Source organism: Rickettsia slovaca 13-B (assembly GCF_000237845.1).
GTDB classification, from domain to species: domain Bacteria; phylum Pseudomonadota; class Alphaproteobacteria; order Rickettsiales; family Rickettsiaceae; genus Rickettsia; species Rickettsia rickettsii.
Genome location: NC_016639.1, coordinates 276,194 through 302,727 on the forward strand (window position 1 = coordinate 276,194; position 26,534 = coordinate 302,727).

Here is a 26,534-nt window from a genome sequence, read left to right on the forward strand (position 1 = left end):
AACAAAAAAATATAACATTATGAATAAAGCTATATTACACACAATTATTGTTTATACTCTCGCTAGTTGTCCTTATTGTATAAAAGCTAAAGCATTGCTTGATGAGAAAAATGTTGCTTATGAGGAAATTGAAGTAAGTAATTTTACTCAGGAAGAGAAAGAAAAATTTATTAAGAAATCCGGTGGAAAAAAGACCGTCCCGCAGATATTTATAGATAATATGCATGTTGGTGGTTGTGATGCTCTGTTTGATCTTGAAAAAGAGGGAAGGTTAGATAAGCTGTTAGAAAATCAGCCAAAGACGACTTCACCTGCTGCCGGAGCGTAATTAATAAAAACGTCATTGCAAGGAAATTACGAAGTAATTGACGAAGCAATCTAAGGAGTTTGTTATTATTTTATGAGATTGCCACGCTCCCTACGGTCGCTCGCAATGACGATTTAGTATCCACGCGAGCAATGCCCGCTTGCAATGATGCTGAAAACTACCAAAACTTTAAAATGTTCAAAAACAAAACTCGCAAAAATTCATTCTCTCTACTTCTGCCGTATTTATGGTCGAAGGATTTTGATATACGCCTGCGTATTGTTACCTCTCTTATTTGTCTAGTCATAGCTAAAGTAATAAATATTTTCGTTCCTATTGTTTATAAATATATAATAAATGGGCTAAATAAAAACTTTGCTCTTTCGGTTATGATCGGGATTATTGTTGCATATGGCGGAACAAAAATACTTGTTCAACAGTGAATTACGAAATATCATTTTTTCAAAAGTAGGGCATCAAGCAACTCGCTTAGTTGCTCTAAATGTCTTTAAGTACATGCTTTAAGTATGCGTTTTCACATTACTAGAAAAACAGGGGGCTTAAGTAGGTCAATAGAGCGTGGTACTAAAGGTATTGAAGTGGTACTGCGGTATTCGTTATTTAATATTTTTCCGACAAGCGTAGAAATTATATTAGTAAGCGGGATGTTATGGTATGTTTACAGTATTTGGTTTGCCGTAACTATTTTAATAACAATGATAGTTTATGTTGGTTATACTTGCCTAATCAGTATTTGGCGTATTTCTTTTGCAAGGGAAATAAACCAAAGCGATAACACCGCCAATAATAGAGCAATCGATAGTTTACTGAATTTTGAGACCGTTAAATATTTCGGTAATGAAGAATATGAGGCGATAAAGTTTAATGAGGTTTTACAAACTTATGAAAAATCAGCTACTAAAACTACTAACAGCATATCGATTTTAAATATCGGGCAGGATGTTATAATATCCTTAGGGCTTGTTAGCCTTATGATACTTTCAGCAAATGCTATTAACCAAAATAAAATGACCGTCGGCGATTTAATAATGGTTAATACTTATCTATTTCAGCTATCAATTCTACTTTCAATATTTGGCTTTGCTTATAGAGAAATTAAAAACGCTCTAGTTAGTATGGAAGATATGTTTAAGCTGCTTGATATATGATATACCTGTAGAAGTAGAGGATGCTTTGAACGCTAAGGAGCTAATTATCTTAAAAGGTGCGGTTAGTTTCGATAATGTTAGCTTTGCTTATAATCAGGAACGTCCGATTTTACATAATATAAGTTTTACGATCAAGAGCGGTAAAACTTTAGCAGTAGTCGGTAGTAGCGGGGCAGGGAAATCGACGATATCACGCTTGCTTTTTAGGTTTTACAATATTAATAGCGGCAATATTACTATTGATGGTCAGGATATAAGAGAAGTCATGCAACAATCGCTGTGTAAATCTATTGGAATTGTCCCGCAAGATACGTTACTGTTTAACGATACGCGATATATTACAACATCGCATACGGTAATAATGCAGCAAGCTACGATGAAGTTATAGCAGCCTCAAAAAATGCTCATATTCATGAGTTTATTAGCACGTTACCCGAAGGGTATGAGACGCAGGTAGGCGAGAGAGGCTTAAAGCTTTCGGGCGGTGAGAAACAGCGTATTGCAATTGCAAGAACCATCTTAAAAAATCCAGCAATATATGTTTTTGATGAGGCAACAAGTTCGTTTGATACTAAAGCCGAAAAGCTAATTCAAGCACGCCTTAAAGAGATCTCGGCTCACCATACTACCCTTATCATTGCCCATAGACTCTCAACTATTATCGATGCAGATGAGATTATCGTTTTAGATAACGGTTATATAGTTGAGCGGGGCAACCATAAAACCTTGCTACAGCACAAAGGCTATTATGCCGAACTTTGGTATAAACAGCAAGAAGAGGAACATTCTTAAAATTTATCATTATATCAACTACAAGCTTTGTTAAGTGGTGTGGTAAAACCAGCTCGATGTCATTCCCGCGGAGGTTTTGTTGCGTGGATATCAAGTCGTCATTGCGAGCGAACGTTAGTGAGCGTGGCAATCTCAGGAATTCTTCTCAAGATTGCTGCGTCAAATTACTATGTAATTTTCCTCGCAATGACAAAAAAACTGATCCACGCAGGAATGACATGGATAGCTAATTGATATTTCAAAAAATTGGCTAAAATCTCTTGCAAGAATAGCGGTGACGTTATTCCGGGGTTTCAAAGCCTCTATCCTAAGCGGTATTATCAGCCGTATAAATGGTATAATCCTCGACTTCATGGTCGGGGGATAGGTAGCTATGTACAAGGTTTAAAGTGTAAGCTTTAAACCTAAAAGCTATTATAACTGTTCTGTGACGGTTCTTTGAACGTCCCAACCACCCGAAGTTAAAATCTTCGGTGGTTAAAACTTGAGCAATTTAAGTGTAATCACGGGAGCAACTACATGTTCAACAAAAATAATAAATTATTATCTAAAATATTACCGTTCTCTAAGAAAAATAAAGATTTAGAAAAACTAAGATCTAAGTTTAAACAAAGGTTAGCAGAACAGGTAACGGTAGATGAGATAACAAGAATAGAGCAGCGTTCATTATATTTAGAAAGTATAAAATAATTCTAATATATAATAAAGTTTGTTAACTTTTACGATTATGTTATTGCATAGAAACGGTTGATGTCGTCATTGTAAGCGACTAAAGGCCTTGTTGTATGGTTCGTTTATGTCATTTCCACGCAAGCGGGAATCCAGTAAAAAATGATAAAACAAAGAAAATTACATAAAAATTTAGTATATAATTTGCTTAAAAAACTAGATTCCTGCTTTCGCAGGAATGACATCGGCATCCGCGCAACAATGTCCCGCAGCAATGACATCGGTAACTTAGAAACAATGCCACGATTATAAATACAAGCAATCCTTGAAAGAAATTTATTATGTCTCTATTATTAAATATAATTCATTAAATTTAAGGCTAAGTAATCGTGACTGATAAATCTTCTTCTAATTTAGTACCGGTAAATATCGAAGATGAGATGAAAGTATCTTATCTTGATTATGCTATGAGCGTTATAGTAAGTAGAGCTATACCGGACGTGCGGGACGGCTTAAAGCCGGTACATCGCCGAATTATCTATTCCATGCATGAAGCCGGTAATCATGCTAGTAAACCTTATAGAAAATCCGCTAGAATAGTCGGTGACGTGATGGGTAAATACCATCCGCACGGCGATAGTGCTATTTACGACGCGTTAGTACGTATGGCACAAGATTTTTCCTTGCGTTTACCGCTTGTAGACGGGCAGGGTAATTTCGGTTCGATGGATGGTGATGCGGCGGCAGCAATGAGATATACCGAATCTCGAATGGCCAAAGTTTCGTATAAGCTCGTAGAGGATATCGATAAAGAGACTGTCAGCTTTAACCCTAATTACGATGGTTCTGAAGAAGAGCCTTCCGTACTTCCTGCAATGTTTCCCAATTTATTGGTGAACGGTAGCGGAGGCATTGCGGTCGGTATGGCAACTAATATCCCGCCTCATAATCTTGGTGAGGTTATCGATGCGTGCTGTTTATATATAGATAATAACGATATAGAAATATTAGATTTACTTGAAGTTGTTAAAGGACCGGATTTTCCTACAGGTTCAATGATTTTAGGCATTAGCGGTATTAGATCGGCATATCTTACCGGTAGAGGTAGTATCATTATGCGAGGTCGAGCCGAGATTGAGAATATCGGTAATAGCCGTCAAGCAATTATTATTACCGAAATACCGTATATGGTAAATAAGGCAAGGCTCGTTGAGAAAATCGCTGAAATGGTTAAGGAAAAGCGTATAGAAGGTATAAGTGATTTACGTGATGAATCGAATAAAAACGGTGTAAGGATTTTGATTGAGTTAAAGAAAGACGTAGTTGCTGAAGTAGTCTTAAATCAAATATACGCATGTACGCAGCTACAAACTAGCTTCGGTGTTATTATGCTTGCTCTTAAAGACGGGCTACCGAAAGTGATGAATTTGAAAGAAGTAATTGCAGCTTTCGTTAGTTTTAGGGAAGTAGTAATTACTAACCGTACTATATATTTACTCAATAAAGCAAGAGATAGAGCTCATATTTTACTAGGACTAACTATTGCCGTTAGTAATATCGATGAAATAATACGTATTATTAAAGCTTCAAATGACCCGAATGCAGCTAAACAAGAATTAATGGCTCGTCAGTGGGAAGCATTAAATATCCTACCTCTTGTAAAGTTGGTTGATGATAAAGCAATGTTAAACGAGCAGGGTAAATGTAACTTTACCGAAGTGCAAGCTAAGGCAATCTTAGAAATGAGATTGCAACGCCTGACCGCTATGGAGAAAAACAAGCTTGAAGAGGATTTAAAGAACCTCATTACGGAAATCACCGAATATCTTAATATACTTGGCTCTCGTACAAGGTTACTTGAAATTTTAAAGGAAGAGCTCATTAAAGTTAAAGAAGAATTTGCGACTCCTCGTCTTACTTCAATTGAATTCGGCGAATTTGATCAAGATATAGAAGATTTAATTCAGCGTGAAGAAATGGTTGTAACCGTAACGTTTGGCGGGTATATCAAGCGTGTACCTCTAAGTAGCTATCGTGCGCAAAAACGTGGCGGTAAAGGAAGATCAGGGCTTTCAATGCGTGATGAAGATATTACCACGCAAGTTTTTGTCGGTAGTACCCATACTCCTATGTTGTTCTTCTCAAATATCGGTCAGGTTTATAGTTTAAAACTGTATAAACTGCCTTTAAGTAATCCGCAGGGTAAGGGTAGACCGATGGTTAATATATTACCGCTGAAAGCAAATGAGCATATTACGAATATTATGCCGCTACCTGAAAATCAGGATGAGAGGGATAATTTGAACATTATGTTCGCAACTGCCAAAGGTAATATCAGAAGAAGTGATTTATTAGATTTCAAAAAGCTTCAGTCGAACGGTAAAATTGCTATTAGGCTTGATGAGGACGATAAATTAATAGACGTAAAACCATGTAAAGAAGACGAGCATATTTTACTTGCTACCAAAGCCGGTAAAGCTTTAAGATTCCCTGTTGAATCGCTGCGTGTTATTAAGAGCCGTACTTCTGATGGGGTACGAGGTATGAAGCTTGCCAAAGAGGATTCCGTAATTTCTATGACTGTGCTTAAAGGTATTAGTAGTACAAAAGAGGATAGAGATGCTTATTTATCCGTGCCGTGGGAGCAGAGATTAGAGATTGCTAAAGGTGAGGCGTTTAATCCTGAAGAACTTGGCGTAAGCTTAACTGCCCCGGCTATTGTAGAAATGGCAAATTCCGAAGAATTCATTTTAACCGTAACTGAGAACGGTTTTGGTAAGAGAAGCTCAGCTTATGGCTATAGAATTACTGACCGTGGCGGTAGCGGTATAATCAATATGGATATTAACGACAAAACTGGTTTAGTCGTCGGTGTTATGCCGGTTAAAATGGATGATGAGTTAATGCTGATTACCAATAGCGGTAAGTTAATTCGCTGTAAACTTGAGTCAGTACGTATTACGGGACGTAACACTAGCGGCGTAATCCTATTTAAGCTAGATGATGGTGAAAAAGTCGTGTCTGTCTCTTTAATTGCTGAAACTGCTGAAAGTGAAGAAGATAGTGAGTTAGAGGAAGAGGGATTAGAGCAATCTGAAGAGGTGTAAGGGCTGAGGCGTTGTTATTCCCGCATAGCTCTTAAAAAGCTCTCGATGTCATTCTTGCGAAAGCATTTTGCATAGATACCTAAGTCGTCATTGCGAGGAGGTATTGTTGCGTGGACCGGTAAAACCCACTGTGTCACCCCGTGGTCAAGCCACGGGATGACAGAGGTGAAATTGCTTCACGCAACAATGCCTTGCGAGCAGCCATAGGCTACGTGGCAATCTCATGAAATAATAAAACTCCTGAGATTGCGGGACGTTAATTTATTAATTGATCTGCTTTTAGTTAACAATACCCCCCCCAAAAGAACTTCTAGAAAATGGCTATTATCATAGCTATCATATTGTTAAACCCACTAATGAGTTTAGAAGTACAAAGGTTATTGTATTCAATAAGTCTATCTATTTCTATAATTGGATTATTTCTGCCTTTAATTATTTTTGGTTTACTTTTTAAATCTGTTGTAATGCTAGCCAAAGATGCAACACGTATAGTTTTCTTAATATTATTACTAGTATGTGGGTCTAATGTTTGTTCTACCTTCATAAGTCATTATGTAGGTATATACATATATCAATTCGCTTTATCAATGATCTCTCCTATAGAAAATGATAGTTTAAAGCCTTTATGGTTGCTTAATTTTCCTAATATTATTTCTAATGATAAAATCGTATTTAGTAGTATTATCTTAGGCTTTATTTCCTCAAAATTGTGTGCTGAAGTTGCAATTGGATTGGCTTGTAAGCTAGAAGCATTTGTTGCAAAAATATTGCGATTGTTGATCTATATAATGCCCTTATTTATAATGGGCTTTATCGTAAAACTACAGTTTGATGAAGTATTAGATATAATTATTAAAGATTATATGTTCATTTTTGTGACGATCGTATTTGCTCAGTTTGGTTATATCTTTCTTGCTTATTTTATTTTAAGTAACTGTCGAGTTAAGGAATGTATAGCTAGTCTTAGTAATATGATGCCAGCGTCTATAAGTGGATTTAGTGCAATGTCTAGTGTTATAAGTATGCCACTTAGTATAATAGGAGCGGAAAATAATACAAATAATAAAGCACTCGCTCGTACCGTTGACCAATAACAGTCAATATTCATCTTGTTGGCGATTGTTTTGCCATATCGATTTTGGCTTATGCTATACTAAAAAGTTATGGATTAGCTGAACCTACTTTATTTAATTATTTTACTTTTTATTTTGTATTGGCAAAATTTTCAGTAGCAGCTATACCAGGTGGTAGAATTATTGTAATGCTCCCTATACTTGAACAATATCTAGGTTTTAATACTAATATGATGTCTCTGATTACAGCTCTTTATATCTTATTTGATCCTGTGATCACTTGTGCTAATGTTTTAGGAAATGGTGCTTTTGTTAAACTGATAGATAATATATATAGTGTAACTCAGAAAGCTTAATTTAAGCAAATTTGCACAGAGCAAGTCATGTTCCACCGTGAGCATTAATAAATATTTTAGCAATAGGACGAGGTTTCTCAAAATACTCTAGGTTCTTGCGTGCAGAAAATTAAATTATTTGTATTTTTAGATATTTTTGAGCAAAAATTAATAAGAACGCAAGAGCCTAATATCTCTTTTGCTTTTAAAGTAATTGTTGAATTATCTATATTTGATAAATTAGATATGTGTGTTCCTTGAATTATTATTTTTTACGAAGAATTAGTGAATTTTTTAATCAAATCTCAAATATTATATAATTGATTTAAAAGAGAAAAAGCATATAATCTTTGTGTGGAAAGTGATATATTGGTAATAAATTATGATGTGGTTATTAATTGCGATTGGTTTAACCGTTGCGGTTCTTATTATAGGGGTAGTATCGATGGCTATCGAAGGAAAGTTTGATAAGAAATTTAGTTCAAAGTTAATGACTTTAAGGGTTTTTTTTCAGGCAGTTGCTATATTTTTATTGATTATAATGTATTTTTATAAAGTTAATTTATAAATGTCTGAAAATAACTCAAAAGCTACTTAATCGATTTCTCTAATTTCTTCACGTAATTCTTCCCATTTGTCTAAAATTTCTTCTAATGTAACTTCTTCGACTTTTTTCTCTCCATCTTCAAAGTCCTTTAAATCTCTAATCAGTTTCTCTAGCTTTAATAATGAAATTTTTTTTTCATTATACTGATCGCTACAATGTTCTTCGAGTTGTTCGGCAATTTCTTCAATATCACCCCAATGCATTATTATTCCTCCTTAATTTTATGCAAGCCTTATTTATTAACATGTTATCTGATATTTGCTATTATTTTTTACTAAATATTATTAATTCGACAAATTATTGCAAATAGGTGAGTTTATTATGCAACTATTGCCGGAATTAGGCAGGTTTGCTTTCTTTACATTTTGGTGATTTTATAGTATATTAAAATTACATATTAAGATTTAATTATGTCAATATTACCGATAGTAACGGCACCTGATGAAAGATTAAAGCAGAAATCTCAGCCGGTTTTAGAGTTTACCGATCAAACACGAAAATTTATGGATGATATGCTTAAAACTATGTACCATGAAGACGGTGCAGGGCTTGCAGCAGTACAAGTAGGGGTATTGAAACGTATTTTAGTAATTGATATACAAGATCATGATTCGGTAGCAAGACCAAAAGATTTTTATCCGCTTTTTATAGTGAATCCTGAAATAATAGAAAAAGCAGAAGAGCTAGTTACGGCTAACGAAGGTTGTATCTCATTACCGGAGCAACGTATTGAGGTGGCAAGACCGGAATCTATAAAGATTAGGTATTTAGACTATCATGGTAAATCGCAAGAGCTTAAAGCAAATGATTGGCTTGCAAGAGTTATCCAGCATGAGTATGATCATTTAGAAGGTAAGCTTATGATTGATTATTTAAGTAATTTAAAACGAGATGTAGTACTTCGTAAGCTTAAGAAACTCAAAAATAATATAGTGTGAAAGTAATCTTTATGGGAACGCCTGAATTCGCTGTTCCCGCTCTTAAAAAACTTATAACTCATCACGAAGTTAAAGCTGTTTTTACACAGCAACCTAAAGCTAAGGGCAGAGGACTTAACTTAGCTAAATCTCCAATACATCAATTAGCATTTGAGCATCAAATTCCTGTTTATACTCCTTCTACTCTTCGTAATGATGAAATAATAAATCTAATTAATAAAGTTAATGCTGATATTATAGTTGTTATTGCCTATGGTTTTATTGTGCCGAAAGCTATATTAGAAGCTAAGAAATACGGCTGTCTTAATATCCATCCATCCGATTTGCCTCGTCACAGAGGAGCGGCTCCTCTGCAGCGTACTATTATAGAGGGTGACCGGAAAAGTAGTGTATGTATTATGCGTATGGATACAGGGCTTGATACAGGTGATATATTGATGAAAGAAGATTTTGATTTAGAAGAAAGAATAACATTGGAAGAACTGCATAACAAATGTGCAAATCTCGGAGCGGAGTTATTAATTAAAACACTTGCAAATATCGATAATATAGTACCAATAACACAGCCAAGTGACGGCGTTACGTGTGCTCATAAATTAACTAAAGAAGAAGGAAAAATTAATTGGCATGAATCCGCATATAAAATAGATTGTAAAATAAGGGGCATGAATCCTTGGCCCGGAGCATATTTTAGTTATAATGATAAAATAATTAAAATCCTTGAAGCAGAATATTTAAATGCGGATCATCACTTTACTTCCGGTACCGTTATTAGCGATAAGCTGGAAATAGCTTGTGGAAGCGGTATATTACGAGTGAAAAAACTTCAGCAAGAGAGTAAAAAAGCTTTGAATATAGAAGAATTTTTACGTGGTACAAATATTTTAAAAGATACAGTATTAAAATAAGAGTATTATTATGGGTAAAGATAAAAAAGAAGTTAGGTTTAATGATAATTGAGACGTTAAGGAGTTTACCTCAAAGTTTGAAAAGAATAGTGATATTTATTCTTTAAAAAGGAAAGTAATTAATATAGTAGATGATGAAGTAGAGGATCAAACTAAGCTACTTACGGAAACTCAATTTCTTGTGAAAAAAACTCCACATGGTAAAACATCTCAATATGAAATTAGCGGCTTTATTAACAAAGCCGGCGAACATATAAACGATCCAAAGCAAATAAAAGAAATTTCAAAATTATACGCTCATGCCGTATTTGCTGATTTACAGAAAAATATTTTAGGTAAATTTGATAAGAACAGTAATTTAAGTATAACTAAAGATTTTGCAATTGATGAAAATCCAGTCTTTAGAAAAGACGGTAAATTATTATGGGTTAAAACTCAAAGCGGTTTGATAAACAGAGAAGGAGAAATGACAGCAGTAAATCATATTTTACAAAAAGGCAGATTTTTGTTTGAAGATTTAGGCGGTAAGGTAGATACACAATTAGGGACCACAAATCTAAACAAAAAGCCGACAAAGCCTACTTTAAAAAGAGGTTAAAATAACTTTAAGCCCTCTCATAAGAAATAAAATTAAAATTATTTGAAATTAGTGTTTGACAAGCTTTAAAAATATAGATATAAAATCATCACACAAAGTTTGAAACGTAAAACTTTGTAGCTGTTTAAAAAGTTGATAAAGCTAAAAACTAAATACACCGCGATAATAAAAATTTATATCGTGAGTAGATGCTGAAAATAAGAAAAATAATTGTGAAATTAATTCTGTATGCATTGTGTAATCTCAAGTTAAAAGCATAAGTAAATATAATAAGAGCATTTGGTGGATGCCTTGGCACTAGAAGGCGATGAAGGACGTAATACGCTGCGATAAGCTTCGGGGAGTTGCGAATAAACTTTGATCCGAAGATTTCCGAATAGGGAAACCTACCTAATTTATTAGGTATTGTATAGTGAATACATAGCTATATGAGGCAAACCCAGCGAACTGAAATATCTAAGTAGCTGGAGGAAAGGACATCAACCGAGACTCCGTTAGTAGTGACGAGCGAACGCGGACCAGGCCAGTGGCTTCAAAAAAATAACTAAAACAACATGGAAAGGTTGACCATAGAGGGTGATAGTCCCGTATAGGTAAAAAGTTTGAAGTCCTTGAGTAAGGCGGGACACGTGAAATCCTGTTTGAACATAGGGGGACCACCCTCTAAGCCTAAGTACTCTCTAGTGACCGATAGTGAACAAGTACCGTGAGGGAAAGGTGAAAAGTACCCCGACAAGGGGAGTGAAATAGTATCTGAAACCAAATGCTTACAAGCAGTCGGAGCAAGCGTATTTATATGTCTTGTGACGGCGTACCTTTTGTATAATGGGTCAGCGACTTAGTTTATCTAGCAAGCTTAAGCCGTTAGGTGTAGGCGTAGCGAAAGCGAGTCTGAATAGGGCGTTTAGTTAGATGAATTAGACCCGAAACCGGGTGATCTAGCCATGGCCAGGTTGAAAGCGGAGTAAAATCCACTGAAGGACCGAACCCACTACTGTTGAAAAAGTAGGGGATGAGCTGTGGTTAGGGGTGAAAGGCCAATCAAACTCGGATATAGCTGGTTCTCCGCGAAATCTATTTAGGTAGAGCGTTATAGCGATTACCATCGAAGGTAGAGCACTGAATGAGCTAGGGGGTCCCACAGACTTACCAAACTCAATCAAACTCCGAATGTCGATGAGTACAGCATAGCAGACAGACTATGGGTGCTAAGGTCCATAGTCGAGAGGGAAAAAGCCCAGACCGCCATCTAAGGTCCCTAAATCATGACTAAGTGTTAAAGGATGTGAGAAGACCAAAACAACTAGGATGTTGGCTTAGAAGCAGCCATCATTTAAAGAAAGCGTAATAGCTCACTAGTCTAAATAAGTTTTCTTGCGCCAACAATGTAACGGGGCTCAAGTCATGTACCGAAGATGCGGGTTTATGCATTTGGCATAAATGGTAGCGGAGCGTTCCGTAAGCCTGCGAAGGTGAACCGTGAGGTTTGCTGGAGGTATCGGAAGTGAGAATGCTGACATAAGTAGCGATAAAGAATGTGAGAAACATTCTCGCCGAAAGTCCAAGGGTTCTTGCGTAAAGTTAATCTGCGCAAGGTTAGTCGGCCCCTAAGATGAGGCTGAAAGGCGTAATCGATGGGAATCAGGTTAATATTCCTGAACCTGAAGGATGTGACGAAAATAGTAAATTGTACAGTCTTATTGGATTGATTGTGCGGTGAATATTTTCCAGGAAATAACACCTTCATTATAGACCGTACCCGAAACCGACACAGGTGGGCAGGTAGAGTATACCAAGGCGCTTGAGAGAACGATGCTGAAGGAACTAGGCAAATTGCATCTGTAACTTCGGAAGAAAGATGACCTGTATATGGGCAACCATGTGCAGGTGGCACAAGCTAGGGGGTAGCGACTGTTTATTAAAAACACAGGGCTCTGCAAAGTCAATAGACGATGTATAGGGTCTGACGCCTGCCCAGTGCTGGAAGATTAAAAGGAGGGGTGCAAGCTCTGAATTGAAGTCCCAGTGAACGGCGGCCGTAACTATGACGGTCCTAAGGTAGCGAAATTCCTTGTCGGGTAAGTTCCGACCCGCACGAATGGCGTAACGATTTCCCCACTGTCTCCAGTATCGACTCAGCGAAATTGAATTCTCCGTGAAGATGCGGAGTTCCCGCGGTCAGACGGAAAGACCCCGTGAACCTTTACTATAGCTTTGCACTGGTGTTAGGAATCAGATGTGCAGGATAGGTGGGAGACTACGAAGCGAAGGCGTCAGCCTTTGTGGAGTCACCCTTGAGATACCACCCTTTTGGTGCTTGACATCTAACCGAGATCCTTGAATCAGGATCCGAGACAATGCATGGTGGGTAGTTTGACTGGGGCGGTCGCCTCCCAAAGAGTAACGGAGGCGCGCGATGGTTAGCTCAGGTTGGTCGGAAATCAACTTTTAGAGTGCAATGGCATAAGCTAGCCTGACTGCGAGTCTGACAAGACGAGCAGAGACGAAAGTCGGTCATAGTGATCCGGTGGTCCCGAGTGGAAGGGCCATCGCTCAACGAATAAAAGGTACTCCGGGGATAACAGGCTGATGATTTCCAAGCGTCCATAGCGACGAAATCGTTTGGCACCTCGATGTCGGCTCATCACATCCTGGGGCTGGAGAAGGTCCCAAGGGTTCGGCTGTTCGCCGATTAAAGTGGTACGTGAGCTGGGTTTAGAACGTCGTGAGACAGTTCGGTCCCTATCTGCCGTGGGTGTAGGAAGTTTGAGAGGATCTGCCTTTAGTACGAGAGGACCGAGGTGGACGTACCCCTGGTGGACCAGTTGTCGTGCCAACGGCACAGCTGGGTAGCTAAGTACGGAAGGGATAACTGCTGAATGCATCTAAGCAGGAAACCCACCTCAAAACTAGACTTCCCCATTAGAGCCGTGGAAGACCACCACGTTGATAGGTCGGGTGTGGAAGCACAGTAATGTGTGTAGCTAACCGATACTAATAGCTCGATTGATTTACTTTGCTGTGAGATTACATATGCATATAGTGTTAATGCTATAAGAGTGTAGTATCTACTCACAAAGTTATCAGGTTAAATAGTTTTATCAACTAATAAAAATGTTATTGCATAACTAATGTTATACTGTAGCCCCTGCCACGATATCCAGCGAAAATTATTTTGCTGAGTATTGTAGTAAAAGTTAAGATATGATGTTGAGAATTTTTTTGAGTTGTGCAACAACATTAACAGCAAACTATAATACAAATCTATCTTTTTAAAAGTTTGTATTGCTAGCTTGGTGGTTATAGCATGAGTGAAACACACGATCCCGTCCCGAACTCGAATGTGAAACCTCATAGCGCTAATGGTACTATGTCATAAGGCATGGGAGAGTAAGTCGCTGCCAAGCTTGCAATGCAAATTGTTAATTACCTTTCTTTCTCTTTATGAGAATATTTTATATTCATAATTTTTACCTTTCTCTATATTAGTAATGCTTACGCATTAAAGAATAAACATCAATTTATTTCCATAGAATCGCTAAAATCTAACATAGAAATTAAAAAGCTATTTAAAGAAAAAAAATACTGATGAAGGTGGAATTTTAACTCAAGAAGGTTATATTCTACAAGATACTCAAACAAGCTTAGGTGATCAACATCGTTTATTAAAAAAACGAGATATTAATACTGAAAATCCTTTATATTTTAATGGAAAATTAGCAGTAATTTTATCTTTTGGTTCTGAAAATTGGTATCATTGGCTGCTACAAATTTTGCCTAGATTAATTATATTAAAAGAATCAGCTCTTGAATATGATCGTATCTCTATTAATAATTTAAAATATTCATGGCAAATTAAGTCATTAGAAATAGTATTAAATTATTTAAATATACCGGAAGATAAGCTTTTTGTAGTAAATAGTGACTGTATAATTCAAGCTACTAGACTAATTGTTCCATCTGTACCGTTTATTCCGGTAAAAGGTACACCTTTGCCTTTATGGTTAAAAAAAGATTTAAGAAATATTTTTATTAAAGATAATAGTAAAGCATACGATAAAATATATATTTCTCGTAAATACGCTTCTACCCGAAAAATAGTTAATGAAGAGGAATTAATAGAAAAAATTGAGAGATCCGGTTTGAAAGTAATATATCTAGAGCTATCCTTCCCGTATGAACAGGCCCAGCTTTTTAATAAAGCAAAAATAATAGTTGGATCGCACGGATCAGGATTTGCTAACTTTATTTTTGCGGCTCCAAAATGCAAAGTAGTAGAGATTGATCACGGTACAACTCCCTCTAGAAGTTTTTATAAAAGAATGGCAAATTATATGTCATGCGATTATTATCCTTTTTATGTAGATCATCAGACAACAGAAGAGCATTTAGAAGATGATATAAAGATCAATATTGATGAATTTATTAAGTTTCTTAGAGGTCATCTGTAAATAAATTTTAATTAGTAATTAAAGAGCTTTTTTAGCGAAAATTGAAGTTAATTCTTAAAATCATTATTTAATAAATAAGATTCGCTATTCATTTCATTTAGTCTTGAAATAGTGCGTTTAAATTCTGCGGCTCGTGCTGAACCTTGATATATTTTATTTGGGTTATCTTCTAGGCTCATAAATAAGAGTATTTTATAGAAATAGGCATTATCGATAAAGTTGATAAATCTAACGGCTGTATTTGTATCGTTAGAATCGATAGTATGAACGTTCCCCACTATAATAACGTTAAAATTTTGGCAAATATTAACATAATCGATATAGCTTAAGCCTCTTGTAAATAATTCATTATAATCTGTTACTAATATTCTTTTATGCACTTTTTGAAAGGATATTTCTCTACCTAGAACCTGTATATTTTGAGGAGCAAGATTATTATCACTAATATCCGTGATAATTTTTTCAAGTTTGTTTTGGTTTTCTAAAGTTAAAGGATAAATTATCCTTGCCTCTTTAACTCTTAACGCTTTATCAAATCGATAATCATGTTGATTATCTAGATATTTAACATAAAATGTATTATTGATTATCTTTATAAAAGGTAAGAAAGATTCTCGTTGTAATCCGTCTTTGTACAGATTATTGGGACTCGTGTTAGAAGTTATAAAAATAAAAATATTTTGCTTTATTAATTCATTAAATAATCTACCGATTATCATTGCATCAGTAATATCTTTAATTTCAAACTCATCTATACATAACACTTTAGTTTGTTTAGTATAGTTTTTAGCAATTTTAGGGATGATATCTTTCTGATTTGCTGTTTGTAATTTATGCATAGATTTATGAATTTCCTGCATAAAGTTCTGATAATGTATTATTATTTTAGGTGTGGTTAATTCTTCACAAAAAGAATTCATGAGCATAGTTTTACCGCTGCCCACCGGACCGTATAAATAAATTCCGCTTTCTAAGTTGTTTTGATTAAAGAATTTGAATAAACTTTTAGGCTTATTAAGTGCTGCTGCCAGCTGTTTTAATTCTTCTCGTAAAGCAGTTTGTTTTGAATCTCGTATTAATGAAGTAGAGGATTTAATCATCCAAAATATTTTTTATCTAGTTTGTTATAGGTTTTTTCTAAAATGTCGTTCCTAGCTAAAAGCAGGAAGGCTTTGTTGCGTGGATCAATTTCACCTCCGTCATCCCGTGGTTTGACCACGGGATCCAGTGAAAAATGCTAACCTTTAGCATTTTTTGTTATTTTTGCTAGATTGCCACGCTCATTTTAGTTGCTCGCAATGACGGTTGTGATTATCATTTCCTACATAAAAGCGTTGCATCGCCGTAGCTAAAAAAACGCATTGCTTCTTTTATAGCATATTTATATAATTCATGCATCTCTTTAAATCCGGCAAAAGCACATATAAGCATAAATAAAGTAGATTTAGGAAAATGGAAATTAGTAAGTAGCATATCGGCTGTTTGAAATTTAAAACCTGGGGTTATGAAAATATCGGTTTTAAAGCTACCTGCTTTTACGATGCCGTTATTGCAAGAACTCTCAAGTGTTCTAAGTGTTGTAGTGCCGACTGCGATAATACGTTTCCCTTCTTGCTTTGCTTTATTGATAATTTCAGCAGTGTCAGGAGTAATAGAGCAATATTCGGTATGCATTTTATGTTCATGAATATTTTCGGTTTTTACAGGTAAAAAAGTTCCAGCTCCCACATGTAATGTTAAAAATGTGGCTTGTATGCCTTCTGCCTTAAGCTTATCAAGTATATCCTTTGTAAAATGCAAGCCTGCTGTCGGTGCTGCAACTGAACCTTCTATTTGGCTATAGACAGTTTGATAGCGGTCGTTGTCGTTTTGAGTGTTTGTCATCCCGTGGTTTGACCACGGTATCCAGTCATTATTTAAATATGTTTTGGATCCCGTGGTCGTAGCCACGGGATGACATAATGAGTGTGAACGCCTAATATAAACTGGTAGCGGCATCTCACCGTATTTATTTAAGAACTCGAATACAGAAATATCATTAAGCTCAAATTTTACTTTAATCTCACCCATTGCAAGTTTTTCGGTAATAATTACCTTATGATTATCAAAATAAAATTCATCATTTACATGAAGCTTTCGAGCTGGTTTAGCAAAAGCCGACCAACTATCATCTGATAATTTTTGATTCAAATTTATTGTAATATTTGTCCCCAAATTTAACTTTGCTTTTATTACCTTACTATTATTAAAGACTAATAAGTCCCCTTCTTTTAAGTAATCTATTATGTTGTAGAATTTGGTTTTAATAGGCGGCGTAACAGCAATTAGTAAATCTGAGTTATCACGTTCACTAGATGGATATTGTGCGATCAGTTCGCTTGGTAAATCAAAGTCAAAATCAGATAGTTTCATTGTTTAAATATTAGTGGCTAAAAAAGTGATTATAACAGCATATGACAATATTTAATATAATATTTTAGTTTATTGATTGCTTACTAATAAATAAACTATTTGTTGATAAAATGATTTTTTTCTGTACGATACAAAATACTATCAATTGAATCATTAAGGGAAATACTTGATAATCGATGATATAATTAGAAATAAATTTCATGAGATATTAAGCAGTAAAGATATAGAAGAAAATATGGGATTTAATAATATATTCTTTATAAAATAAAAAGATATGAATTTTTTAGAGAAAGTTTTGTCAAAGAATTCAAAGCTTTGATTGAAGATCCAAATACAAATATTTCTAGTGTGTACAATATGGCATACTGCACTGTAGATAAAATAGCAAGATCTCCTGACACTGCTATAGTTAAAGCAATTTGTCAAGGTGATTATGATTTAGTTTATAGTATGTTAACCGCTTTAAATATTGATCCAAATACAGAAGTATATACATTGGAAGGTGAGGCTAAATCTTTTTGATATTTTGCGTGTCATAATAATCAGAAAGGGATAGTAAGGCTTCTACTTGCAAAAGGTGCAAATATAATCCTTGACCACAACAGCGGTATGACCGTTTTTCACACTGCCCTAACAGCTCAACATTTTGATATGGCAGCATTTCTAATTGAAAATGGTGCGGATCCTAATTACGTAACAGGTGACAATATGACTTATTTAGAAATATGTACGTCCTATACCTAAATATAGCCATGGTAACTAAATTGCTCGCTTATGGTGCTAATATGAAAAACTGCATTTAAAAGTTTAGTAGACCTAACTAGAGAGCTTAATGATAGTAAGCAGAGTACAGATATGGTAAAAGTATTGTTACAATATGGTGCTAATCGGATATACTCGATCCTGACGGTCAAATGGTCCGTGACAAGGAAGCAATTTATGAATCTCTGAAAGCTCTTTTAACGCTTGAATCCACATTGCGTAAGAATGATTACAAGAAAATTAAGGCTATTGACAAGAAAGATTTAGCTGCGTTTGTTCAATGGATGAGTATATAAAAAGCCTATTAGAACTATATAATATTTTCAAATCAAATGAGTTTGGATTCGGATGATTCTATAAAACAACCATTAATAGAATTAGTAGGAAAGATAGCTAAATTGATACCGCCTTTAGAGTTTTTATGCATTTTAAAAATTGAAGATATTATTGATAGTAACGCTACAGATAAGATAGAATTACCTGAGAGTGCAATAAAAGCGATGACAGAGTGCGGACTACTTCAAGTTGAAGCAACAGGAGAAATAGTGGCTCATAATGATTTAGTTTAAAGGTTGAGGCTGGTTTTATGTCATTCCTGCGAAAGCAGGAATGACATAAAACATGGGTAATACCTCCTCACACTATTAACCCTTTAACTTGAGAGTTCCATAATTTTTGATATAGCTTACTATTTTTTAGTAATTCTGCATGGTTACCGTCATCGATTATACTTCCCTTTTCAAAAACTAAAATTCTATCCATATTGAGTAAAGTAGATAATCTGTGGGCAATGACTATCACGGTTTTATTTTGCATTAAATAATCCATTGACTCTTGAATCAGGCTTTCCGTCTCGCTATCTAAGCTACTTGTTGCTTCATCGAGAATTAAAATAGGAGCATTTTTTAAGATGGCTCTTGCTATGATAATTCTTTGACGCTGACCGCCTGATAAGTTATTCCCCCGTTCACCGCACATAGTATCGTAACCGTCCGGTAGATTATCGATAATATCATGAATATGTGCAGCTTTTGCTGCTTCTATAACCTCCTCAAGAGTAGCTTCTTTTTTCCCGTATCTGATATTGTCCAAAATGGTACGATGAAAAAGCACCGGTTCTTGAGGTATAAGGCTAATGGCTTTTCTTAAAGAATCTTGAGTTACGTTTTTAATATTTTGATTATCTATTAAAATCATTCCTTCTTCTATATCATGTAACCTTGTGAGTAAACTAATAAAAGTGGTTTTCCCTGAACCTGAAAATCCAATTAGTCCTACTTTTTGTTTACTCGGTATTAATACCGATTTATTATAAAATAGATTGTTATTATGATGATAATTAAATGTAACATTTCTAAATTCAATAACCCCTTCTTTGATATCTAATGGAGTAGCGTTTGCAATATCAGTTATAATATGCGGTGCCATTAAAGATAAGCCTTGATTAAATGCCCCGACCTGCTCGAACATATCACCGATTTCTTGCGTTAAATCCCAAATATCGTCTGCTACATTTATACATAATGTTAGCACTAATACGCAATCACCTATGCTTATAGATAATTCGCTACGAAGTTTAGATAAATAATAAATCATTATAAAAATCATTATTGAACAAGAAGTCCCAAGAGCATAACGCAATTTGAACATAAAGAATTGCATAGTCTGCTCATCGGCTACGGCATTTTCTACTCTTGTTTCGAGATGTTGACGTTCAAATTTATGGGCTGTAAACATTCTAACCGCATTAATGTTGCTAATTGCATCTACGATACTACCGGCAACAAAAGATTGGCTTCTAGCATAATTTAATGAGTATTTATTGATTTTATCGGAGAAAAGAACACTAAGTCCTAAAAAAACCGTAATCCATAAAATAAATATCGTAGCAAAAACGTAATGTACCGAATATAAAGCAATTAATGCAAATACAATAATAGCGAGTTTACGAAGAATTTTTTCACCGAATATTGAAATAATCATCTCAAACGATCTTGCAGTTTCGGTAATACGATTGCTAATATGTCCTGCTAGATTATCCTGAAAGAATTTATGGCTATGATATTGGGTATAATTATAAAGTTCATTTAGTATTTTCCCTTTTATTATGGGCATAGTCTTGAGATACAAATAATCATATGAACGATATGCTATATTAATACTCTCCCACCAAAGAGCATAAAATACTGCCCAGTAAATCATGGAAGATAAAAGATTATTAGCGTTCTTATCGCTGAAAGATTCTATTAAATCAATGATTTTCTGAAGTAATATACTATCAATCGCCGGAATCATACCGAGTAAAATACAAATTACAGTCAATAAAGTCATTTTAACTTTATCGAATTTTAAAAAATAAATACTTAAGCTAAATGTTGATTTAGATAAAGTAGGGTATTTTATCACAATAATGTACCTCGATTTTAAAATAATATATTAATTCGTGTTATTTTGGAGCATATTTTAATTTAATTATTTTAAAATATACCTAAAAATATTAAATCTGTGGAAAAATAATAAACAAGTCTTGCTTCTTACCTTAAATAATGCTACAAAATTCAGAAAATAACTTCAACATCATTAGAAATGCAAGAAAAAGAATTATCTAATAATTTTTTAGAAGAACAAGAAAAGTCTAAGGAAGACGATTCTCCGTTCTTTGATGTAAAATATATTTGTCAAGCAAGTTTATTAATTACGGATTCTATCCGAAAAGGGTATGATGTAACGCAATTGCCCAATGGTGATATTAATATTACAGAAGTAAGAATAGTAAATGTTCATTATAATTGGAACTCCGAAAAAGGAAAATTTGTTAAAACTAATCAGATAGAATTTAATAATAGCAAAGGTGGATGATTAAATCAAATACTGTATACTCGCTTAATTTGAAAAATTGGCTACGTCGTCGTCCTATAAGTACTGTGGTACTCACGTATTAAGTATACGTTATTACACTGGGAGTATATTGTTATTGTCAACAAAGCTTATTATCTTAAAACAGCAGCTTAAATATGGAATTTGATCAAGGATTATTATCAAGGATTCAATTTGCTTTTACCATAAGTTTTCATATAATATTCCCTGCTTTTACTATAGGGCTTGCAAGCTTTTTAGCGGTAATTGAAGGGTTATGGTTGAAAACAAAAAAGCCGGTTTATCAAGAAATATACAAATTTTGGGTGAAGATTTTTGCTGTTACTTTCGGTATGGGAGTAGTTTCGGGTGTTGTAATGTCTTATCAATTCGGTACTAACTGGTCGAATTTTTCAGATAAGGTTGGAAATGTCCTTGGTCCGCTTCTCGGTTTTGAAGTATTTACTGCCTTTTTCCTCGAATCTTCTTTTTTAGGTATAATGTTATTCGGCTTTAATAAAGTCAGTAAAAAAGTACATTTTATTTCTACGTTAATAGTTGCCGTTGGTACTGTAATCTCAGCTTTTTGGATACTTGCAGCTAGTAGCTGGATGCATACGCCTGCTGGTTTTGAACTGCGAGGCGAAGGATTCTTTTATCCTTTAAATTGGCTAGAAATTATCTTTAACCCTTCTTTCCCATATCGCTTTTTTCATATGATTACGGCGGCTTATTTAACTACTTCTTTTGTTATCGGTGGTGTAGCTAGCTTTTATTTACTAAATAATCGTTATAAAGAGCATGCTAAAATTATGCTTTTTATGGCGGTGTTAATGGCGTTAATCGTTGCACCTATTCAAATAGTTATTGGTGATCTGCATGGTTTAAATACTCTTAAATATCAGCCGGTCAAGGTCTCGGCTATGGAAGGTATTTGGAATACAGACAAAGGAGCAGCTTTTAATCTTATCGGCTTTCCTGACGGGGAAGAAGAAAAAACAAAATATGCTGTAGAAATACCTTATGCTAGTAGTTTAATCTTAACGCATAGTTTAGATGGTGAAGTGAAAGGATTAAAAGAATGGACAAAAGAAGAGCGTCCGCCGGTTGCAGTAGTATTTTTTAGCTTTCGTATTATGGTAGGAATCGGTTGCTTAATGGTATTTATAGGTATTGTGGGGTTATATCTTTACTTGAAGAAAAGATTATATACTACGCATTGGTTTCAATATTGGTATATATTAATGTCACCTTCAGGTTTTATTGCAGTACTTGCCGGTTGGTTCGTAACCGAGGTAGGTAGACAACCTTATATAGTATATAATATTTTAAAAACCGTGGATACGGTATCACCGGTACTCGGCAAATATGTATTTATTTCTCTAATTGCTTTTATAGTAGTGTATGTGATCATTTTCGGAGCGGGTATATATTATATAATGCATTTGATAAAGAAAGGTATAGCAGTGATAGATAATAAAGAAATGTACGGAGAGAGTGGTTTGAATAACCCATTATTAGAAAAGTAATAAGCTTATGTTAAATTTTGCACCTTATATAGATTTACCGCTTGTTTGGGGTGGGCTTATAGCTACCGCTATTTGTTTATATGTTTTATTAGACGGTTTTGATTTAGGAGTAGGAATCTTATTTCCGTTTGCACCTACCGATGATTGCCGTCATAAAATGATCAATTCTATTGCTCCTTTTTGGGACGGGAACGAAACTTGGTTAGTACTTGGCGGCGGTGGTTTATTTGCGGCTTTCCCGTTGGCGTATTCGCTATTAATGCCGGCTTTATATATTCCTATTATATTGATGTTACTCGGTCTAATATTTCGTGGTGTAGCTTTTGAATTCCGTTTTAAGGCTCATATAGGTCATCGTTATATTTGGGACTACGCTTTTCATTTCGGTTCTATGATTACTGTTTTTTGTCAAGGTTTAATGCTTGGTACGTTTGTCCAAGGAATAGAGATAGAAGGACGAGAATTTGCAGGAGGGAGCTTTGATTTTCTTACTCCCTTTTCCGTTATGACGGGGATAGCATTAATATTCGGTTATGCACTCTTGGGTGCTACTTGGCTTATTCTGAAAACAGAAAAGACAACACAAGATTGGGCTTATAAATCTGCTTTATATATTTTATTTTACGTTGCACTTTTTATGGGGCTTGTAAGCTTATGGGTTCCTTTCTTAAATAACCACATAAATCATCGTTGGTTTAGTGTACCTAATATTTACTATTTATTTATTGTACCTATTGTAACTGCTTTAATATTTATCAAGTTAATTAAAGCCGTTAAGCAGAAAAAAGAAGTAAAGCCGTTTATTTATACGATCTTGTTATTTTTATTAGGATATTTAGGGCTCGCGATAAGCATATGGCCATATATCGTTCCTTATAAAGTTACGCTTGAAACTGCTGCAGCAGCACCGGAGTCACAGTCTTTACTGTTGATAGGGGCTGGGATATTCCTACCTGTCATACTTGGCTACACATTCTATTGTTATTATATATTTCGTGGCAAATCATCTCATCATCCGATATATTAAAAAATTTAAAAAAATAACCTCTTGTCTCAAAGGGTGGCAATGGTTTATTATCCTATGGCTTAGCGGATTATTATCCACATTACTTTTAACTTATGTAGTTAAGCTGGTGTTTAGGGTGATAGTAGGAATATAACCTTGACAAAACGTACTGTTTATAGTACGTTATTAATATTAAGTCTCACTAACTATAAGGAAAAAATAATGGAAATATATAATACAAGCGAAGCAAGAAGTAAGCTTTATAAACTTATAGATTATGTTTCTGATGTACACAAACCTGTTTATATTAAAGGTAAAAGAAATAATGTAGTTATAATTTCAGAAGAAGATTATCGTAATATGGAAGAAACTTTATATTTATTATCTATTCCAAATATGCATAAGTCTATAATTGAAGGACGAGCAGAGCCTATAGCAAAGTGTAGCGATAAATTAAATTGGTAATTTTTTATAAATGTATATAATTCGTTATACTATACAAGCACAAAAAGATGCTAAGAAAATAGTGCAAGCCGGTTTAAAGAATAAAGTAGAAGTTTTATTAAACATAGTTAGTACTGATCCTTGGAAAATTTACCCTCCATATGAAAAGCTCGTTGGTGACTTTAGCGGTTGCTATTCAAGAAGAATTAATATTCAACATAGGTTGGTTTATGAAGTTTATAAACAAGAAAAAGTTGTAAAAATTCTTAGAATGTATACGTATTATGAATAAGTCATTAACTGAAAAAATCTCAGCATTTATTATTACCAAAAATGAATCCACAAGGGTAGCACGAGCTATAAATAGCGTAAAAAATATTACTGATGAGGTGATAGTAGTCGATAGTGAAAGTACTGATGATACGGTAGCAATAGCTGAAAAATTAGGAGCAAAGGTAGTAATAAAACCGTGGCTTGGTTATGTAGGACAGAAATCTTTTGCCGAAAGCCTTTGCGTAAATGATTGGGTCCTTAATATTGATGCCGATGAGGAGTTGTCTAAAGAGTTACAAGACGAAATAGAGTATATTTTTGCCTCTCATAATCAAGATCGTTATTTAGCTTATCAAATAAAGCTGTTAATAATGCATCGTAATGACCAAAAGCCACGAATGTTTGCTCCATTTAATAAATGTACTCGGTTGTATAATAAAAAATTTGCAAGCTTTGCAAATACCGTAAATAGTACTACTCATGATTCGGTAATATTTAATAAAGATGTTGATTTTGCAGGTAAAATTTATCTATTAAATGAAGCTGCTTATCATTATTCTGGTACTTCAATTGAGCAGTTGGTCACTAAAGCAAATTTTTATTCTAACGAGCAAGCAAAAGATTTAGTTAAGCAAGGAAAAAAGCTTTCAAATTTTCGTTTAACAACAGAAATGATATGGTGGTTTTTTAAAGCGTTTTTTATCAGACGCTATTTTGTATTTGGTTTTGACGGTTTTGTAGATTCAATAATTTTTGCTTTTGCAAGATTTCTAAGGCTTACGAAGTTAAGAGAGTCATCGCTTAAATCAAAAAACGTCATTGCGAGCGACTATAAGGAGCGTGGCAATTTCATGAAGTAATATAAAATTCCTGAGATTGCCACGTCGATGCTATGCATCTCCGCGCAATGACGATTTAGAAAATAAAAGATAAATTATGAAAGAAAATTTTAATGTTAGTAAATTAAAAAACGGTTTGACAATTTTAACATATAATATGCCTTATGTTAATTCGGTAGCAATAAATTTAATTGCTAAAGTTGGAGCACGTTATGAGAATGCAGAAGAGGATGGCATATCTCACTTTCTTGAGCATATGGCTTTTAAAGGTACAAAAACTAGAACGGCAAAACAGATAGCGGAAGCGTTTGACTCTATAGGCGGACATTTTAATGCCTATACCGGTCATGAGAATACGGTATATTATGCACGAGTCTTGTCTGAAAATTGTGATAAAGCACTTAATATACTTGCCGATATAATTCAAAATTCTATTTTTTCTGATGAGGAAATAGCTAAGGAATATCAGGTGATCATGCAGGAAATTGCTCATCATCAGGATAATCCAGATGACCTAGTATATGAGAAATTTTATAATAAAGTTTATAGAGAACAACCGTTGGGTAAGTCAATCTTAGGTACTGCTAAAACCCTTGCAACTTTTACGAAAGAACATTTTTTTAATTTTATAGATAAACATTATAATGCTGAAAATCTCTATTTATCAATTGCCGGTAATATTGATCATGATAAAATAGTAATTATAGCGGAACAGTTATTTTCTTCTTTGAAGCAAGGAGTAAAAAGTAGCTTTATTCCGGCAAAATATATAGGCGGAAACGGCTTTATTAATAAGGAGTTAGAGCAAACTAGTGTAGTGCTAGGGTTTGAAGGTACATCATATATTAATTTAGAAAAGCTTTACCAAACCCATCTACTTTCTATAATATTCGGTGGCGGTATGTCATCGCGTTTATTTCAAAGTATTCGTGAGAAATTAGGTTTAGCATATGCAGTAGGTAGTTATAATAGTGCTTATTTTGATAGTGGAGTGTTTACAATTTATGCATCCACTGCACATGATAAATTAGAATTATTATATAGAGAGATTAAAAACGAAATAATAAAAATGACTGAACAAGTAAGCACAGAAGAGATTCTTAGAGCTAAAACACAACTACGTAGTAATTTACAAATGGCTCAAGAGAAAAATACCTATAAGTCAGAAGAAATAGGTAAAAATTATTCTGTTTTCGGTCAATATATTTCTCCTGAAGAGATTATGGAAATTATCATGAGCATAAAAGCTGATGATATTATTAATACGGCAAATAAAATATTTAGTGGTACTACTACGTCGGCAATTATCGGTCCGAATGATCTTCAGGGATTTTAATGATATGCTTGTGTGGATACCAGAGTCGTCATTGCGAGCGGCCGTAGGCTGCGTAGCAATCTCATGAAATAATAACAAGCTCCTGAGATTGCTTCGTCAATTACTTCGTAATTTTCTCGCAAT

28 protein-coding genes, 2 rRNA genes and 1 pseudogene are annotated in these 26,534 nt (G+C 34.6%); 26 read left to right on the forward strand and 5 right to left on the reverse strand.

Going from position 1 to position 26,534, the window contains the following annotated elements; genetic code table 11:
- The first annotated feature begins 19 nt into the window (after nucleotides 1-19).
- The 5 genes and pseudogenes from grxC to gyrA all read left to right on the forward strand — a co-directional run bounded on the left by grxC (nucleotide 20) and on the right by gyrA (nucleotide 6,044).
- Nucleotides 20-328, forward strand: a complete 309-nt coding sequence (grxC, locus tag RSL_RS01390) for a glutaredoxin 3 (RefSeq protein WP_010976927.1) — start codon at nucleotides 20-22, stop codon at nucleotides 326-328.
- Between the two features lie 173 nt (nucleotides 329-501).
- Nucleotides 502-2,268: pseudogene (locus tag RSL_RS10390) on the forward strand (ABCB family ABC transporter ATP-binding protein/permease).
- Between the two features lie 246 nt (nucleotides 2,269-2,514).
- Nucleotides 2,515-2,670: a hypothetical protein gene (locus tag RSL_RS09740; protein WP_196792427.1), complete on the forward strand. Its 156-nt coding sequence runs from the start codon at nucleotides 2,515-2,517 to the stop codon at nucleotides 2,668-2,670.
- Between the two features lie 117 nt (nucleotides 2,671-2,787).
- Complete coding sequence (locus RSL_RS09240) at nucleotides 2,788-2,958, forward strand: hypothetical protein (protein WP_004996471.1); 171 nt, start codon at nucleotides 2,788-2,790, stop codon at nucleotides 2,956-2,958.
- Nucleotides 2,959-3,326: 368 nt separating this feature from the next.
- The gene (gyrA, locus tag RSL_RS01400; RefSeq protein ID WP_014273242.1) at nucleotides 3,327-6,044 is read left to right on the forward strand and encodes a DNA topoisomerase (ATP-hydrolyzing) subunit A; all 2,718 of its coding nucleotides are present in this window, start codon (nucleotides 3,327-3,329) and stop codon (nucleotides 6,042-6,044) included.
- A 310-nt stretch (nucleotides 6,045-6,354) separates the two neighbouring features.
- On the opposite strand, the gene RSL_RS10590 is transcribed toward gyrA, so the two are convergent.
- Entirely contained in the window at nucleotides 6,355-6,546 is a 192-nt protein-coding gene (locus RSL_RS10590; protein ID WP_407635703.1) for a hypothetical protein, read from the reverse strand.
- Between RSL_RS10590 and RSL_RS10395 the strand changes: the two genes are divergently transcribed.
- The 4 genes from RSL_RS10395 to RSL_RS01430 all read left to right on the forward strand — a co-directional run bounded on the left by RSL_RS10395 (nucleotide 6,455) and on the right by RSL_RS01430 (nucleotide 8,020).
- The gene (locus tag RSL_RS10395; RefSeq protein ID WP_407635704.1) at nucleotides 6,455-7,138 is read left to right on the forward strand and encodes a cation:dicarboxylate symporter family transporter; all 684 of its coding nucleotides are present in this window, start codon (nucleotides 6,455-6,457) and stop codon (nucleotides 7,136-7,138) included. The two genes, RSL_RS10590 and RSL_RS10395, sit on opposite strands and share 92 nt — an antisense overlap.
- Before the next feature lie 44 nt (nucleotides 7,139-7,182).
- A complete protein-coding gene (locus RSL_RS10400; RefSeq protein WP_010976935.1) occupies nucleotides 7,183-7,473 on the forward strand; it encodes a cation:dicarboxylate symporter family transporter in 291 nt (96 codons plus the stop codon).
- Nucleotides 7,474-7,572: 99 nt separating this feature from the next.
- Nucleotides 7,573-7,713 carry a hypothetical protein gene (locus RSL_RS01425; RefSeq protein ID WP_014273244.1) on the forward strand — a complete coding sequence of 47 codons (141 nt, stop codon included), beginning with the start codon at nucleotides 7,573-7,575 and terminating at the stop codon, nucleotides 7,711-7,713.
- A gap of 121 nt (nucleotides 7,714-7,834) precedes the next feature.
- Entirely contained in the window at nucleotides 7,835-8,020 is a 186-nt protein-coding gene (locus tag RSL_RS01430) for a twin transmembrane helix small protein (RefSeq protein ID WP_010976936.1), read from the forward strand.
- A gap of 26 nt (nucleotides 8,021-8,046) precedes the next feature.
- Here RSL_RS01430 and RSL_RS01435 read toward each other — a convergent pair whose 3' ends face one another.
- Nucleotides 8,047-8,262 carry a Fe-S cluster assembly protein IscX gene (locus tag RSL_RS01435; RefSeq protein WP_010976937.1) on the reverse strand — a complete coding sequence of 72 codons (216 nt, stop codon included), beginning with the start codon at nucleotides 8,260-8,262 and terminating at the stop codon, nucleotides 8,047-8,049.
- A 207-nt stretch (nucleotides 8,263-8,469) separates the two neighbouring features.
- Between RSL_RS01435 and def the strand changes: the two genes are divergently transcribed.
- From def to RSL_RS01465, 6 genes are all read left to right on the forward strand, one after another.
- Entirely contained in the window at nucleotides 8,470-8,997 is a 528-nt protein-coding gene (gene def / locus RSL_RS01440) for a peptide deformylase (protein WP_012150494.1), read from the forward strand.
- On the forward strand, nucleotides 8,994-9,905 hold the full coding sequence (fmt, locus tag RSL_RS01445) for a methionyl-tRNA formyltransferase (RefSeq protein ID WP_014419733.1): 912 nt from the start codon (nucleotides 8,994-8,996) through the stop codon (nucleotides 9,903-9,905). Before def ends, fmt begins: the two co-directional genes overlap by 4 nt.
- 181 nt (nucleotides 9,906-10,086) lie before the next feature.
- On the forward strand, nucleotides 10,087-10,503 hold the full coding sequence (locus RSL_RS01450) for a hypothetical protein (RefSeq protein ID WP_014273247.1): 417 nt from the start codon (nucleotides 10,087-10,089) through the stop codon (nucleotides 10,501-10,503).
- A gap of 258 nt (nucleotides 10,504-10,761) precedes the next feature.
- Nucleotides 10,762-13,522, forward strand: a 23S ribosomal RNA gene (locus tag RSL_RS01455).
- A gap of 273 nt (nucleotides 13,523-13,795) precedes the next feature.
- Nucleotides 13,796-13,910: ribosomal RNA gene (gene rrf / locus RSL_RS01460) — 5S ribosomal RNA — on the forward strand.
- A 366-nt stretch (nucleotides 13,911-14,276) separates the two neighbouring features.
- Nucleotides 14,277-14,954, forward strand: a complete 678-nt coding sequence (locus RSL_RS01465) for a glycosyltransferase family 61 protein (protein WP_014273248.1) — start codon at nucleotides 14,277-14,279, stop codon at nucleotides 14,952-14,954.
- A gap of 47 nt (nucleotides 14,955-15,001) precedes the next feature.
- Here RSL_RS01465 and zapE read toward each other — a convergent pair whose 3' ends face one another.
- Together zapE and queA are read right to left on the reverse strand one after the other, a co-directional pair.
- Complete coding sequence (zapE, locus tag RSL_RS01470) at nucleotides 15,002-16,054, reverse strand: cell division protein ZapE (protein WP_014273249.1); 1,053 nt, start codon at nucleotides 16,052-16,054, stop codon at nucleotides 15,002-15,004.
- Nucleotides 16,055-16,268: 214 nt separating this feature from the next.
- The gene (gene queA, locus RSL_RS01480; protein ID WP_014273250.1) at nucleotides 16,269-17,366 is read right to left on the reverse strand and encodes a tRNA preQ1(34) S-adenosylmethionine ribosyltransferase-isomerase QueA; all 1,098 of its coding nucleotides are present in this window, start codon (nucleotides 17,364-17,366) and stop codon (nucleotides 16,269-16,271) included.
- A gap of 357 nt (nucleotides 17,367-17,723) precedes the next feature.
- Here queA and RSL_RS09750 point away from each other — a divergent pair, with 357 nt between their 5' ends.
- From RSL_RS09750 to RSL_RS09765, 4 genes are all read left to right on the forward strand, one after another.
- Entirely contained in the window at nucleotides 17,724-17,888 is a 165-nt protein-coding gene (locus RSL_RS09750) for a hypothetical protein (protein ID WP_014273251.1), read from the forward strand.
- A 30-nt stretch (nucleotides 17,889-17,918) separates the two neighbouring features.
- Nucleotides 17,919-18,110, forward strand: coding sequence for an ankyrin repeat domain-containing protein (locus RSL_RS09755; protein WP_324602878.1), 192 nt, complete (start codon nucleotides 17,919-17,921; stop codon nucleotides 18,108-18,110).
- A gap of 170 nt (nucleotides 18,111-18,280) precedes the next feature.
- Nucleotides 18,281-18,424 (forward strand): hypothetical protein, encoded by a 144-nt coding sequence (locus RSL_RS09760; RefSeq protein WP_231287733.1) that lies wholly within the window; start codon nucleotides 18,281-18,283, stop codon nucleotides 18,422-18,424.
- A 36-nt stretch (nucleotides 18,425-18,460) separates the two neighbouring features.
- Nucleotides 18,461-18,697 (forward strand): hypothetical protein, encoded by a 237-nt coding sequence (locus tag RSL_RS09765; RefSeq protein ID WP_051127700.1) that lies wholly within the window; start codon nucleotides 18,461-18,463, stop codon nucleotides 18,695-18,697.
- A 67-nt stretch (nucleotides 18,698-18,764) separates the two neighbouring features.
- On the opposite strand, the gene RSL_RS01495 is transcribed toward RSL_RS09765, so the two are convergent.
- Nucleotides 18,765-20,534, reverse strand: a complete 1,770-nt coding sequence (locus tag RSL_RS01495; protein WP_014273253.1) for an ABC transporter ATP-binding protein — start codon at nucleotides 20,532-20,534, stop codon at nucleotides 18,765-18,767.
- 180 nt (nucleotides 20,535-20,714) lie between these two features.
- Here RSL_RS01495 and RSL_RS01500 point away from each other — a divergent pair, with 180 nt between their 5' ends.
- The 7 genes from RSL_RS01500 (at nucleotide 20,715) to RSL_RS01530 (ending at nucleotide 26,411) form a co-directional block, all read left to right on the forward strand.
- On the forward strand, nucleotides 20,715-20,987 hold the full coding sequence (locus RSL_RS01500; protein ID WP_014273254.1) for a DUF2671 domain-containing protein: 273 nt from the start codon (nucleotides 20,715-20,717) through the stop codon (nucleotides 20,985-20,987).
- A gap of 155 nt (nucleotides 20,988-21,142) precedes the next feature.
- Complete coding sequence (locus tag RSL_RS01505) at nucleotides 21,143-22,513, forward strand: cytochrome ubiquinol oxidase subunit I (RefSeq protein ID WP_014273255.1); 1,371 nt, start codon at nucleotides 21,143-21,145, stop codon at nucleotides 22,511-22,513.
- Nucleotides 22,514-22,520: 7 nt separating this feature from the next.
- A complete protein-coding gene (cydB, locus tag RSL_RS01510; RefSeq protein WP_014273256.1) occupies nucleotides 22,521-23,540 on the forward strand; it encodes a cytochrome d ubiquinol oxidase subunit II in 1,020 nt (339 codons plus the stop codon).
- 201 nt (nucleotides 23,541-23,741) lie between these two features.
- The gene (locus RSL_RS01515; protein WP_004996433.1) at nucleotides 23,742-23,984 is read left to right on the forward strand and encodes a type II toxin-antitoxin system Phd/YefM family antitoxin; all 243 of its coding nucleotides are present in this window, start codon (nucleotides 23,742-23,744) and stop codon (nucleotides 23,982-23,984) included.
- Nucleotides 23,985-23,994: 10 nt separating this feature from the next.
- Complete coding sequence (locus RSL_RS01520) at nucleotides 23,995-24,255, forward strand: Txe/YoeB family addiction module toxin (protein ID WP_004996425.1); 261 nt, start codon at nucleotides 23,995-23,997, stop codon at nucleotides 24,253-24,255.
- Nucleotides 24,248-25,096 (forward strand): glycosyltransferase family 2 protein, encoded by an 849-nt coding sequence (locus RSL_RS01525; protein WP_014273257.1) that lies wholly within the window; start codon nucleotides 24,248-24,250, stop codon nucleotides 25,094-25,096. Before RSL_RS01520 ends, RSL_RS01525 begins: the two co-directional genes overlap by 8 nt.
- Before the next feature lie 76 nt (nucleotides 25,097-25,172).
- Complete coding sequence (locus RSL_RS01530; RefSeq protein ID WP_014273258.1) at nucleotides 25,173-26,411, forward strand: M16 family metallopeptidase; 1,239 nt, start codon at nucleotides 25,173-25,175, stop codon at nucleotides 26,409-26,411.
- Nucleotides 26,412-26,534: the final 123 nt, after the last annotated feature.